Source organism: Chloracidobacterium thermophilum B, assembly GCF_000226295.1.
Taxonomy (GTDB): Bacteria; Acidobacteriota; Blastocatellia; order Chloracidobacteriales; family Chloracidobacteriaceae; genus Chloracidobacterium; species Chloracidobacterium thermophilum.
In genome coordinates this window covers 855,270-868,442 of the sequence record NC_016024.1, presented here as the reverse complement: position 1 = coordinate 868,442, position 13,173 = coordinate 855,270, and the positions used below count along the sequence as shown (strand labels likewise).

The following is a 13,173-nucleotide window of genomic DNA, read 5'->3' as shown; positions in this document are numbered from 1 at the left end:
TTGCCCAGTGCTTTCAACGCGCCCTGAACGGTTGGGAAGGAACTGGGCATAAGGTTTTTCTCACCAGATTGACTTTGTATCAGTTATCTACCACAGTAGTTGTGCGGGTCCAAACCCGTCTATAGTGGCGGATGTAGGTCTTGCTCTAAAGCCCCCACTGGGGGCTTTTTCCATGGTCGGATAAACTTGTAGATGCAGAACCGTCTACGATGAGCCTTCCGCGCCGGCAGACATCAACCGCCGCCCGGCATGTGGCATATAAAGCCAGTGTCGTGGCGGCGGTTGGCGTTTCAGAAGCACAAGGTTTCTGAAAACCGGAGCGGAAGATGTCAGCGCACACGTGAGGTGTCGGCTGACGCTGGCCCCGGAAGTGTTCCTGCATTCATGGATCACCTCCTTGCAACGTCAGTATCGGCAACCGGTCAACGACTGCCACATTGCGCGCCCTGTCTAGCACAAACCCGTGCGCGAAGGAACACGAAATCTCATCCAAACAGCAGTTTTCCACCGGCGATGAGCAGTACCACCGACAGCGCGTACTCGACACCCCGCGCCGACAGATACCGGCTCCCGACGTGCGCCCCCAGCCAGCCGCCAACCAGCGCCGCCACAAACAGCGGCCAGACGAAAGGCGGAAGAGGCGCCGCGCTGGCCACGTACCCCAGCAGCCCGGACAGCGAATTCCCCAGAATGAACGCCGCCGAAACGGCCGAAGCCGTTTTCGTCTCGGCCCACCGGGCAAACAGCAACAGCGGCGTCAGAAAGATGCCCCCACCCGTGCCGGTCAGTCCCGACAGCAGACCGATGCCCGCGCCACCCGGAAGCGCCAACCGCAACGGCGGCAGTGCCACGGGAGCCGCAGTCGGTCGCGGCAGCCATATCCTGACCGCCGATGCCCAGAGCACCCCGCCAACCAACCGCCGGAAGACCTCCGGCGGTACGGTGAGGTAGCCGCCGATAAACGCCAGCGGCAGCGCCAGCAGTGCAAACGGCCAGAAGCGCCGCCACTCGAAGTACGGCGCAAACTGCCAGGTGGCCAGCGCTGCCACCAGCAGGTTGAGCATCAGGGCCGTTGGCTTGACGACGTTCGGCGCCCACCCGGCCAGCGTCATGACGGCGATGTAACCCGAAGCTCCGGCATGCCCGACGGCGGCATACAGCATTGCCACAACCAGAACCCCGCCCGTAACCCAGGCCAATGTACCCACATCCATACCGGTTTGACCCTAGCCAAAACCATCGGCCGGTATCAGTCCTGCGGCGGAAGTTTGTGTTTCGAGACAAGCTTCCGGGAAAACATCTGCTGGCGGCTGGTAGTCCCCATCGTGGGCGGAGACAAACCGCCCGGCGCGCAGCTCCAGCCAGCGGGCCGCGCAGCGTACCAGCCCCGGTTTGGTCGTGGTGACAAAGGTCTGGGCTTTGTCCTCCAGATACGCCAGCAGGGTTGTGATCCGTCGCGGGTCAAGTTCGGCATCGAGGTCATCGAGCAGAAACACCGGCGGCTCGGCGCAGTGCGCCCGGTACAGCGCCAGTTGCCCCAGCGTGAGGACGAGCAGCGTACTGCGTTGCTGCCCGGCGCTGCCAAAGCGCGCCACTTCCCGGCCATCCACCAGAATGGCCAGATCGTCCCGGTGCGGGCCGACGAGCGCATGCCCGACGGCCAGTTCAGCCGCGCGGCGGCGCGCCAGCCGTTCGGTCATCGCGGCACGGAAGGCTTCCGCCGTCGGCGGCAGGTCCGGCTCCAGCGACGACACATAGCGGATGGCGACCCGTTCGGCCCCGAAAAGCTGCCGTTCCAGATGGGCATCGAGCTGTTCGGCGTAGCGCGCCCGCTCCACGTGCAGTTCCGTCCCCAGTTCGACGAGTTGCGCATTCCATGCGTCCAGGGAATCCAGCCAGTCGCGGTGCTCAGGCCGCTCGGCAACAACGCGCAGCAGGGCATTTTTCTGTTTGAGCACCCGGGCGTAATCCAGCAGCGTCTGCACATAAGCCGGTTTCAGGCTCAGGATGCCCCGGTCGAGAAACCGCCGGCGCTGCTCCGGCTCCCCGCAGACGACATCCAGCGCCTCGCGCCCGTAGGCAAACACCACGAGTTGTCCCAGGTAATCGCGCAGAGCCGCCCGCTTGCCGTTGACCAGCATGACCTTGCGCCCGGCTTCAAGGTGCATATCCAGCGTGACGGAACTGCCCGTGCGCCGTTGCAATTCCAGGCGCAGATGAGCGGCGGCCGCGCCAAAGGCCATGAGTTCCTGCGGCTGGTGCGTCCGAAAGGATTTTGTCGTCGCCAGCAGGTAGATGGCTTCCAGCCAGTTGGTTTTGCCCTGTCCGTTGCCGCCCCACAGAACGTTCAGCCCCGGCGCAGCCGACAACGTTCCGGCCAGATTGCGGAAGCCATCTACCGTGACGGATGTGATCTCCATGCCCTTCCCTGTACGCAACCCGACAACGGCTTACCGGAGCGCGGCCACGCCGGGCAGTTCGATGCCGGAGAGAAACTCCAGACTGGCGCCGCCGCCCGTGGAGACGTGGGTAATCCGGTCGCCCAGACCGGCAGCATTGATGGCGGCCACACTGTCACCGCCGCCGACAATGCTGATGGCCTCAGCGGCCGCCACGGCGGCTGCAATGGCGTTCGTTCCGGCGGCATAGCGCGGCTGCTCAAAAATGCCCATCGGGCCGTTCCAGACAATCATGCGCGCCGTGGCAATTTCGGACTGGTAGGCGGCAATGGTTTCCGGTCCGATGTCATATCCGGCCAGATCAGGCGGCGTTGCCGTCACCGGAACCGTCTGGGGTTCCAGCTCAGGACGCGCCAGATCGCCCACCACGTGGTCGGTCGGCAGATGCAGCCGGACGTTGCGCGCCTGGGCTTTGGACTCCAGCGCGCGCGCCACATCGAGTTTGTCTTCCTCAACGAGCGAGCGGCCGACCTCGACGCCCCGGGCCTTCAGAAACGTGTAAGCCATTGCGCCGCCAATCAGTACGGCGTCGGCCACATCCAGCATTTTGTCAATGACCTCGATTTTGTCCGACACCTTCGCGCCGCCGAGAATGGCCACGTAAGGATGCTCCGGCGCATGCAGCGCCTTGCCAAGGTATTCCAGCTCCCGCTCCATCAGCAGCCCGACGCCCCGCTCCGGGATGAAAGCCGCCATGCCGGCCGTTGAGGCGTGTGCCCGGTGTGCCGTACCGAAGGCGTCGTTGACATAGACTTCGGCGAGCGCCGCCAACTGACGGGCAAAGGCTTCGTCGTTTTTTTCTTCGCCAGCGTGAAAACGGAGATTTTCGAGCAGCAGCACCTCTCCCGGCTGGAGTTCGGCCACCAGCTTTTCGACTTCCGGGCCGACGCAATCCGGGGCAAAGCGTACCGGCGCACCCAGGTGTTCGCTCAGCACGCTGACAACCGGCTGAAGGCTGTATTTCGCTTCCGGCGCGCCTTTGGGGCGTCCCAGATGCGAAGCCAGAACGACTTTGGCGCCTTTTTCACGCGCCAGTTGAATCGTGGGCACGGCAGCGCGGATGCGCGTGTCGTCCGTTACCTGACCGTCTTTGACGGGAACGTTGAAATCTACGCGAATGAAGACACGCCGCTGGTGCAGGTCAAGGTCTCGAATGGTACGCATGGGCTGGCTCCGGGAAGAAGATCAAAGTCGTTGTGGTGCGGAAAGTGTATCGGGAATCACGCCGCCGAGGCTACTCCGGCAGGACGGAAGCTACTCCAGCACAACGGATGACAGGATGGCCGCCACCCACAGCGCGTACATGTTGCCCGAAGGATGCAGTCCGTCAGCCGCCAGCAAGGACGTTTCCTGCGCCGCCTGGCGCGAAATGTCTGTGACATCCACGTAGTGTGCCCCGGCGGCAAGCGTCTCCTCGCGGTTGACGGCGTTGAACCGGTCAATGACGGGGCCTTCACCCTGCCGGTGTTGTTCGGCGGCAAACGGCGTCACACACCAGTCAGGAATGGAAAGGACGATGACCTGCCGGGGCTGTCCGCCGGCAAAGGCGATGGCCTGCTGAAGCAACGCACGAAACCGGGGACGGTACGCTTCCGGTGTCTGCCGCCGGTACTGGTCATTGACGCCGATGAGCAGCGTCACCAGATCGAAGCGTCCTGCCGGCGGATGGGCAGCAATGGCTTCTGCCAGTTCATCGGTCGTCCAGCCGGTACGCGCAATGATGTGTGGCGCGTCCCAGTTCTGCCCGCGCTGGCGCAGGGCGGCGCAAAGCTGTTCGGGAAAACGCTCCGCTTCGCTCACGCTTTCCCCAATCGTGTAGGAATCCCCCAGAGCCAGGTAACGCTTCATGACGACACCTTTTCCCACGTCTGACGCCGGCTGCGGTGCGGGCAACGGTCTGGGAAAGCAGCCAGCGGCAACGGTCAGACAAGCCCAACTCCACCGCCACAGGAACCGGCGTCTGTCCTGTTTCATTCCACACCTTACGGCACGGTTTCCAGCAAACGGCACCCGCCCGCGATGAACACCAGCCGCACCCAGTGCCGGGCAAACACCAGCATCTGGCTGAGCAGCACCAGCAGGGCCGCGGAAAACCAGGTCACCGGCGTCACCTGTCCCATCAGCCACAGCAGGCTGCCGATGACGAGCAGCCACAACAGCGTCGTCGCAAGATACAACCCGATGGTCGTGCCCGGACGGTGGACAAACAGCCCCCACCACGCCCGGAGGCGGCCCTTCCACGACCGCTGCGGCGCATGCACCACCAGCGCCAGCTTGAGGTAGTCCATCACCAGATGAATGCTCCAGAACATCGCCAGCCCGGTGCCAAGGCCAAGCCACTGCATGAGGTCAGCGCGCCACGGCGTCGTCTGGTTTTCGGTCACGAGGCTGTACAGCGGCCCCCAGGACAGCACCAGCACACCGCCGGCTATGGCGAGCAGCAGCCCCGTGAGCAGCCCGGCCGCCAGCAACGGCAGCACATACCGGCGGCAGTCCGCCCAGAACGCGCGCGGCGCTTCGCGTGGCGCAAAAGTGGCAATGATGCCGCCGGACAGGAATGTGATGATGAGGTAGCCGATCAGCAGGGCGAGTCCAGAGGTGATGGCCAGACGGATGGGAAAGGCGCTTTTCCCGATGCGGAGCGCCACGAACAGCCATTCGATGTCGAGGGTGTCCTTCAGCAGACGTTCGGCAAACAACGAGGCGCTGTTGACCGCATTGAGCCAGAGAATGACCGGGAGCAGCGCCAGTACCGATAGCCCCAGGTTGACCAGCGTCAGCAGCAGGGCCCACTTCGCCCCGGACGTTGCCCGGCGCAGGCTGTCGGAAAGAAGTGCAGGCAGCATCAGGAAACACTTGACGGACACACGGTGCAGGATGAGCAGCACCCGGGTGGGATACACCAGACAGCCGCGATTCAATCAAGTCGGGCTGCCAAGTGCAACCGGCTGACAACAGCAGTTTTTGGCTTGCGCGTCGGCCGTGGAAAACCTAGTTTCAAGGTCTCGCAGTCTGGTCATATCCGTTGCACCCATGGCGCTGTTCAAAACCTTCGGTGCGGCCGTCTTTGGCATTGACGCACACCTCGTACAAGTCGAAGTCCACCTTACGCCGCACATGGGCGACAGCCAGCCCACTGTGACCATGGTTGGTCTGCCGGATGCCGCCGTCCGGGAAAGCCGCGAACGGATTCGCGCGGCCATTGCCAACTGCGGGTATCTGTTTCCCAACCAGCGGATGACCGTCAATCTCGCCCCGGCCGACCTGCGCAAGGAAGGCTCCGGGTTTGACCTGCCGATTGCGGTTGGCGTTCTTGGGGCAGCCGGCGGGTGGCGCGGCCGGTATGTGGCAGAGACGCTGTTTGTCGGCGAACTGTCCCTGGACGGCCAGGTGCGCCCTGTCAAAGGTGCGCTCTCCATGGCGCTCAAGGCACGGGAAAGCGGTCTGCGGTACATGGTAGTCCCCCGCGACAACGCTCCCGAAACGGCCGTGGTCAGCGGTCTGGCCACCTATCCGGTGGATTCCCTGGCGGATGTGCTGACCCTGCTGGAAAGCGATCCGCTGCCGCCGCCGTTCACCGTGGATGTCTCGGCCATGCTGGCGGCAACCACCGACGGCCACGCGGACTTCCGGGACATTCGTGGGCAACTGCACGTGCGCCGCGCCATCGAGGTAGCCTGCGCTGGCGGGCACAACATCCTGATGATCGGGCCGCCGGGTTCGGGCAAGACGATGCTCGCCCGCCGGATTCCAACCATCCTGCCGCCGTTGACCTTCGAGGAAGCCCTTGACGTGACACGCATTCACAGCGTCGCCGGGTTGACCCAGCGGCAGGGTCTGGTGTGCGAGCGTCCTTTTCGGAATCCCCACGTCACCGTTTCGGATGCCGGACTCATCGGCGGCGGAGCGGCTCCGCGTCCAGGGGAAGTCAGTCTGGCGCACCACGGTGTCCTGTTTCTCGATGAACTCCCCGAATTCGACCGCAATGCGCTCGAAGTGCTGCGCCAGCCGCTTGAAGACGGCAAGGTGACGATTTCACGGGCGGCAATGTCGCTGACCTTTCCGGCGCGCTTCATGCTGGCGGCGGCGATGAATCCCTGCCCATGTGGTTTTTTCAACGACCCCACCCGCGAATGCCAGTGCACGCCGGCCCAGATTCAGCGGTATGTCGCCAAAATCTCCGGCCCGCTGCTGGACCGGATTGACATTCACGTGGACGTTCCAGCCGTTCATTTCCGGGAACTGGCCACGGATGCGCCCGGCGAAGACTCAGCCGCCATCCGGGCGCGGGTGGTGCGGGCGCGCGAACGCCAGCTCGAACGCTTCAGAACACGCGACAAGACAAAGCCAGCCATGTTTTGCAATGCGCACATGACGCCGCAGGCTATCCGGCGCTACTGTCGGCTCGACAGTGCCGGCCGGCAGATGCTGGAGACGGCTATGGCACGCTTGGGGCTTTCGGCGCGGGCGTATGACCGCATCCTGAAGGTCAGCCGGACCATCGCCGACCTTGAAGGCGCAACCAACATCGCCGCGCACCACGTGGCCGAAGCCATTCAGTACCGCAGTCTTGACCGGAGTTACTGGAAGTAGCCCAAAACCGCCCGGTGCAGGGAGTTGTCAATGCTTGCCGTCGGACAGACCGAAACCGTCACCTATGTCGTCACCAAACACGATACCGCGCACGGCCTGTCAGCCGAGTGGAAGGATGAACGCTACCAGGATGCTTACATTGACGTGTTCGCCACCATTCGGATGATTGCCCTGATGGAACTTGTCTGTGGGCGGATGCTGGAGCGTATCCAGGCGGCGGGTGAACTTTCCGTCGGCGTGGAAGTCAACGTACGCCATCTGGCTCCGACACCGGTTGGCGCGACCGTCACGGCCACGGCAACCTATCTTGGAAACGATGGAAAATTTCATCGGTTTCGCGTCGAAGCTTTCGACCCGGCCGGTAAAATCGGCGAAGGCGAACACACCCGCGCCATCGTCACGGTCGAACGCCTGCTGGCCGGCGCACAAAAACGCTTGATGTCACGGTGACTGCCATGCCTCTTGCACGCCTTGCTATCGAAAACCACATTGCCTTCCTGACGCTCACTTCCCCGCCGCTCAACATCCTGACCCTGGCGATGATGCGCGAAATCAACCAGCTTCTCGATGCGCTGGCGCGAAAGCCAGCCAACAGCTTTCACGCCATCGTCATCACCACCGAACCGGAGTGCACCGCCTTTTCGACCGGCATTTCGGTCGAAGACCACAAGCCTTCCACGGCTTACCAGACGCTTCAGGAATTTCACACCATCTACCGCAACCTGCGGACGCTGTCCAAGCCAGTGGTCGGCGTCGTACGGGGGCAGGCTTTCGGCATGGGCTGTGAACTTGTGGCGTACTGTGACCTGGTTATCGCGGTGGCGACGGCAACCTTTGGGCAACCGGAAATCCGGTTTGGGCTATATCCCGCCACGTCCAGCGTGCTCCTGCCGCGCATCATTGGCTGGCACCGCACCCTGCGGATGGTCTTGCTGTCGGAAGTGCTTGACGCCGCGGAGGCCCAGCGCGTGGGACTGGTGGATTACGTCGTGCCGCCGGAGCAACTCGCTGTCAAAACCGAAGAACTGCTGGCCGTTCTGCGCGGCTGGAGTGCGCCGGTGCTGGAATCCGCCCGGCGTGCGCTGCACACGGCGTATTTTCACGACATCGAAGCGGCCATGCAGGCCGTCGAAGACCAGTATCTCAACCAGTTGATGAGCTATAGCGACGTGCAGGAAGGGCTGCTGGCGTTCCGGGAAAAACGGAAACCCAACTGGAAACACCACTGACCGGAAGCCACCGCCCATGCGCCTTGACTCGTTCCTCAAAGTCAGCCGGCTCGTGCCACGGCGTACTGTGGCGCAGCATTTGTGTGAAGCAGGGGCCGTGCTCGTCAATGGCCTTTCGGCAAAAAGCTCACGGCCGGTCCGGCCCGGCGACACGTTGACGCTGCACCTGCGCCGCCGGCGGCTTGTCGTGCGCGTGCTGGCCGTCCCGGAAACGAAAAGCGTCACAGCGCCGGCAACACTCTACGAGCGGCTTTCCGAGGAGCTTTTGGCCGAAGACCCCCTGATGCCGGTGAAAGATGTCCCTTAGCCCCGCACACCGACAACTCATGGTCGAAGCCCATGCGCAGTTGCAGGAAGCCACGCAGCTTGTGCAGGACATGCTCACCGGGCGGGCCGGTGCTGAACTGTTTGAGGCAGCCTGTGAGGCGCTCAATGTGGCGGCCGTCAAGCTGCGCTTCATTCAGCTTGAGCTGGCCGCGCAGGAAGAAGAGGCTGTGAACCCCGAAACCGCCATCACGGCCGAAGACGACACCCTGCCCCCGGACTGAACGACCATCCGGGCAGGCTCCGACTGCGACCGGTGTTGAATCCAACCCGGCTGTGCATCAATATCATTGCCCAAAGACAATGCTGGACACCGGCCCGGCAGCCTGCCTATGCTGCGTTCACGGTCTGATCCCTTCTTCGGATAGCACCATGCGATACTGTCCGCTTTGCAAGCAGTGTTACGACGACACCGAGTTGCGCTGCACAAAAGATGGAGCGTTTCTGGCCGAAGCCTTCCCCGGAGCACGCATCATCAGCGGCAAGTATCGTCTCGACGCCCTCATCGGTCAGGGCGGGATGGGATCGGTCTATCGGGCGACGCACCTGGAACTCGACCGCACGATTGCCCTGAAAATCGTGCTGCCTGATTTCGTTTCCAACCACGAAACTCTGGAGCGTTTCCGCCAGGAAGCGCGGGCGGCGGCGCGGCTCAACCATCCCAACGTCATCAGTGTGTATGACTTTGGCATCCTGCCGACCGGCCAGGCCTACCTCGCCATGGAGTTGCTGACCGGGCATTCCCTGCGCGAAGAACTGGAACGCCACGAACGGCTGTCGCCCCAGCGGATTGTGTCCATCCTGCGGCCCGTCTGCCAGGCTATCCATGCAGCGCACGAAGCCGGCGTCGTCCACCGGGACATCAAGCCGGACAACATCATCCTGCTCAGCAAGCCCGAAACCGGCGAAGAAATCGTCAAGGTCGTGGACTTCGGCATTGCCAAGCTCAAGGAACGGCCCGGGACTACGGTTTCCAACCTCACCGAGCCGGGACTGGTGATGGGGACACCGCACTACATGTCGCCGGAACAGTGCCGGGGCGAAGAACTCGACCGGACATCGGACATTTACTCACTCGGCGTCACGCTGTACGAACTGCTGGTCGGCCACGTCCCCTTCGATGCGCCGACGCCATCGGCCGTCATCATCCAGCATGCGGTTGACCCGCCGCCGCTGATGCGGCGTCTGCGCCCGGACATTCCCGAAGAAATCGAGCGCGTTGTACTCCGGGCCCTGTCCAAGGTACGCGAACAGCGGCAGCCAACAGCGCTCCGGCTCTACCAGGAATTTGAACAGGCGCTGCGCGAAGCTGAGGAAACGGCCGCGGCACTCAACATTGCCAAGATTTCGGCTACGTTTCCGACCCTCGATCTGTCGCAGATGAAGCCAGTCGAGCTAAAGCTGGTCGCCACCCTGACCGGGCATGAGCACATCGTCAAGAGTCTGTCCTACCACGGCAGCGGCGACTGGCTGGCCTCGGCCAGCGGCGATGGGAGCGTTCGCCTGTGGGACCTGCGGACCAACCGTGAAATCGGACTCTTCAGCGGTCACGAATACTCGGTCAATGCCGTAGCCATTGCCCCGGATGGACTCCGCCTGGCCAGCGGCGGGGCCGACGGCACAGCCCGGCTCTGGACGCTGCGCGATGCCACTGAGATTGCTTCCTTCGGGCACCGGACAGCCGTGCGCGCCCTGCTGTTTGCCTCTGACGGCCGTTGGCTCATCACGGCGTTTGACACGGAAGTGAAAATCTGGGACGCCCTGCGGCAACGCCAGATTGCCTCTTTTCTTGGCCACATCAAAACCATTGACGCTCTGGCGCTCTCCCCGGACGGACATACGTTGGCTTCCGGCGGTGCCGATGACGCCATTCACTTCTGGGACCTGATTTCCAAAACCGAACAAGCCATGCTGCGGCTGTCCGGCCATGCGCCAACGTCACTGGTCTATTTGCCCGACGGCCGCTTGATTTCCGGCGGCCGGGACGGGCAGTTGTGTCTCTGGCACACCACTGAAACCGGCCCGCTCCAGACGGTCGAAGCCCATCTCGAAGCCATCCGGGCGCTGGCGCTTTCGCCCGATGGCCGGTGGCTCGCCTCCAGTGACTGGAATGGTGTCATCAAGCTTTGGGCCACCCAGGACTTCACCAATCTTGTCACCGTCGAGGCCCACGATGGCGCAGCACAGTCCCTGGCGTTTGCGCCGGACGGACAGCATCTGGCCTCCGGCGGAGCGGATGCCCTCATCCACCTCTGGCAACTTACGGTAATCGCGGACTAGCTTCCTCAGACCGGTTTCAAAAGCCGGGATAGGGAAGCGTATTTCCGCCCCGCAACGTTCAGCTCAAGGTTCGCCCCTGAGCGTCAAGCGGTTCCACTTCCACCAGGACATCATAAAAGGTAGCACCGCCGCCAAGGTCGGTCAGCGCCTGCCCGGTGGTGGCATTCACGTTGCGGCCGTCGGGACTGAACTTGGCCCACCAGATGCCGGGAGCATAGGCCACACCCGGCCGGATTCGCCCGGAAACCCGCGCACGGACACAAAAGGCCCCCCGGTCGTTGAACACCCGGACCATCTGCCCGTCGCTGATACCCCGTGGCTCGGCGTCGGACGGATGCAGCTCGACGATGGGTTCCTTTTCGACGCGGCGGAGCGAATCCTGATTGACGAAGGTCGAATTGAGAAAGTTATGCGCCGGCGGTGAAATGAGCGCCAGCGGATAGCGCGCTGCCAGCGGCGGATTGCTGTGCACGTTTTCCCGTGGCGGCACATAGGCCGGCAGCGGGTCCATCCCCTGGCGTGCGAGGCTTTCAGAGTAGAACTCGCATTTTCCCGAAGGCGTTGGAAAACCACCTTCGGCAAAGGGCGCAAACGGGCTGGGCAGATTGAGTCGCACGTAGCCTTCCGTACGCAGCCGCTCAAAGGTGATGCCTTCCATCCACGGGTGACGAACATCCAGCACGGCCCGGATGAGTTGCTCGTCGCTTTCCTGTAACTCCGGCTCGGTGTAGCCCATGGCTTGCGCCAACAGACGAAAGACATCGGAGTTTGATTTCGCCTCACCCAGTGGCGGAATGGCCGGCTCGTTGAACATCAGCGACAGATGCCCATACGGTTTGACCACATCCATGTGTTCGAGCTGGGTCGTCGCCGGCAGCACAATGTCGGCATAGTCAGTCGTGTCGGTGAAAAACTGTTCGTGCACGACGGTAAACAGGTCTTCCCGGCGCAGTCCGGCAAGGACCTGATTCTGATCGGGCGCAATGGCTGCCGGATTTGAGTTATAGACGTAAAGCGCCATCACCGGCGGATCAAACCCGGCCGGGCGGCCGGCTTCATCCCGATTCGTCAGGGCTTCGCCAAGGCGCGTCATGTTGATGGTGCGCGTCCCGGGCGGAATCCAGTCCGGGCGCTCCAGCGCCGCGTAGTTGAGCGGAAACGTCCCCGAAGTTGAAAGCAGAATGCCACCGGCCGGATGTCGCCACGCCCCGACCAGCGCCGGAAGACAGGCAATGGTGCGGACGGCCATGCCCCCGCCGGCATGCCGCTGCAAGCCATAGTTGATCCGAATGGCGCTGGGCTGCGTCCGGGCATAGGCCCGCGCCAGTCTGACGATGGTGGCTTCATCAAGACCAACCATCGGTGCGACGGCAGCGGGCGTGTATGCCTGCAACCGCTCGCACAGCGCCTCGAAGCCCAATGTGTAGCGGGCCACGTAGTCGGCGTCATACAACTGCTCATCCACGATGACGCGCATCATCGCCAGCGCCAGTGCCGCATCCGTACCGGGGATGATGGCCAGATGTTCATCCGAAGCCGCCGCCGTGCGTGTCCGGTAGGGATCAATGGTGACGACCCGCGCTCCGCGCTTTTTGGCTTCGAGCACATAGCGCCACAGATGGACGTTCGATGTGACCGGATTGCTTCCCCAGATGAGAATGAACTTCGACTCGGCGAAGTGCCGGGCTTCCATCCCGATACTCGCACCAATCGTCGCCTTGTAGCCGGCCGCGCCGGCCGTGGCGCAGATGGTACGCGCCAGCAGGGAGGCCCCCATGCGGTGGAAAAAGCGCCGGTCCATGCCCTGTCCCTGTACCAGTCCCATTGTTCCGGCGTAGCTGTAGGGCAGAATGCACTGCGGTCCGTAGGTTGCCATCAGGTCTTTCCACCGTCCGGTGATTTCGGCAATGGCCTCGTCCCAGGTGATGCGGGTAAACCGGCCCTCGCCCTTTTTCCCACAGCGGCGAAACGGGTGCAGCACTCGTCGCGGGTCATAGACGCGCTCCAGGTACTTTGACACCTTGGCGCACAGAAAACCGGCCGTATCGGCGTGGCGGGCATCGCCTTCGACCTTGATGGCGCGGCGCGCCGCACATGTGCCTTCTGTGGTGACGGCAATGGCGCAGGTGTCCGGGCAATCATGCGGACACGCAGCATGAACGACATTCAGAGCAACCATACGTTGGCCTTTTCCTGGTTGGCAGCGATTGGTCACAACGAAGGCGTGTCTGAAGCGACACAACTTCGCTATAGTTGGCCTATACTTTTTGAAAACCTGCCTCGCGTCC

12 protein-coding genes are annotated in these 13,173 nt (G+C 63.0%); 6 read left to right on the top strand and 6 right to left on the bottom strand.

Features of this window, described 5'->3' with window-relative positions; genetic code table 11:
• Positions 1-485 precede the first annotated feature (485 nt).
• The 5 genes from CABTHER_RS03685 to CABTHER_RS03665 all read right to left on the bottom strand — a co-directional run bounded on the left by CABTHER_RS03685 (position 486) and on the right by CABTHER_RS03665 (position 5,305).
• Positions 486-1,214, bottom strand: a complete 729-nt coding sequence (locus CABTHER_RS03685) for a sulfite exporter TauE/SafE family protein (RefSeq protein WP_014099239.1) — start codon at positions 1,212-1,214, stop codon at positions 486-488.
• Between the two features lie 12 nt (positions 1,215-1,226).
• Positions 1,227-2,420 (bottom strand): DNA replication/repair protein RecF, encoded by a 1,194-nt coding sequence (recF, locus tag CABTHER_RS03680; RefSeq protein WP_014099238.1) that lies wholly within the window; start codon positions 2,418-2,420, stop codon positions 1,227-1,229.
• Between the two features lie 30 nt (positions 2,421-2,450).
• Positions 2,451-3,623 carry a phosphoglycerate kinase gene (locus CABTHER_RS03675; RefSeq protein ID WP_014099237.1) on the bottom strand — a complete coding sequence of 391 codons (1,173 nt, stop codon included), beginning with the start codon at positions 3,621-3,623 and terminating at the stop codon, positions 2,451-2,453.
• 90 nt (positions 3,624-3,713) lie between these two features.
• On the bottom strand, positions 3,714-4,307 hold the full coding sequence (locus tag CABTHER_RS03670) for an SGNH/GDSL hydrolase family protein (RefSeq protein ID WP_014099236.1): 594 nt from the start codon (positions 4,305-4,307) through the stop codon (positions 3,714-3,716).
• A 134-nt stretch (positions 4,308-4,441) separates the two neighbouring features.
• Positions 4,442-5,305 (bottom strand): hypothetical protein, encoded by an 864-nt coding sequence (locus tag CABTHER_RS03665; protein WP_148263925.1) that lies wholly within the window; start codon positions 5,303-5,305, stop codon positions 4,442-4,444.
• Positions 5,306-5,492: 187 nt separating this feature from the next.
• Between CABTHER_RS03665 and CABTHER_RS03660 the strand changes: the two genes are divergently transcribed.
• From CABTHER_RS03660 to CABTHER_RS03635, 6 genes are all read left to right on the top strand, one after another.
• Positions 5,493-7,052, top strand: a complete 1,560-nt coding sequence (locus CABTHER_RS03660; RefSeq protein WP_014099234.1) for a YifB family Mg chelatase-like AAA ATPase — start codon at positions 5,493-5,495, stop codon at positions 7,050-7,052.
• A gap of 30 nt (positions 7,053-7,082) precedes the next feature.
• Positions 7,083-7,502 carry a thioesterase family protein gene (locus CABTHER_RS03655; protein WP_014099233.1) on the top strand — a complete coding sequence of 140 codons (420 nt, stop codon included), beginning with the start codon at positions 7,083-7,085 and terminating at the stop codon, positions 7,500-7,502.
• Positions 7,503-7,507: 5 nt separating this feature from the next.
• Positions 7,508-8,281 (top strand): enoyl-CoA hydratase/isomerase family protein, encoded by a 774-nt coding sequence (locus tag CABTHER_RS03650; RefSeq protein WP_014099232.1) that lies wholly within the window; start codon positions 7,508-7,510, stop codon positions 8,279-8,281.
• A gap of 16 nt (positions 8,282-8,297) precedes the next feature.
• On the top strand, positions 8,298-8,588 hold the full coding sequence (locus tag CABTHER_RS03645) for a S4 domain-containing protein (RefSeq protein WP_014099231.1): 291 nt from the start codon (positions 8,298-8,300) through the stop codon (positions 8,586-8,588).
• Between the two features lie 19 nt (positions 8,589-8,607).
• Positions 8,608-8,829, top strand: a complete 222-nt coding sequence (locus CABTHER_RS03640; protein WP_014099230.1) for a hypothetical protein — start codon at positions 8,608-8,610, stop codon at positions 8,827-8,829.
• A 148-nt stretch (positions 8,830-8,977) separates the two neighbouring features.
• Complete coding sequence (locus tag CABTHER_RS03635; protein WP_014099229.1) at positions 8,978-10,885, top strand: WD40 repeat domain-containing serine/threonine protein kinase; 1,908 nt, start codon at positions 8,978-8,980, stop codon at positions 10,883-10,885.
• A 58-nt stretch (positions 10,886-10,943) separates the two neighbouring features.
• Here CABTHER_RS03635 and CABTHER_RS03630 read toward each other — a convergent pair whose 3' ends face one another.
• Positions 10,944-13,064 carry a molybdopterin-containing oxidoreductase family protein gene (locus CABTHER_RS03630; protein ID WP_014099228.1) on the bottom strand — a complete coding sequence of 707 codons (2,121 nt, stop codon included), beginning with the start codon at positions 13,062-13,064 and terminating at the stop codon, positions 10,944-10,946.
• Between the last annotated feature and the right edge of the window lie 109 nt (positions 13,065-13,173).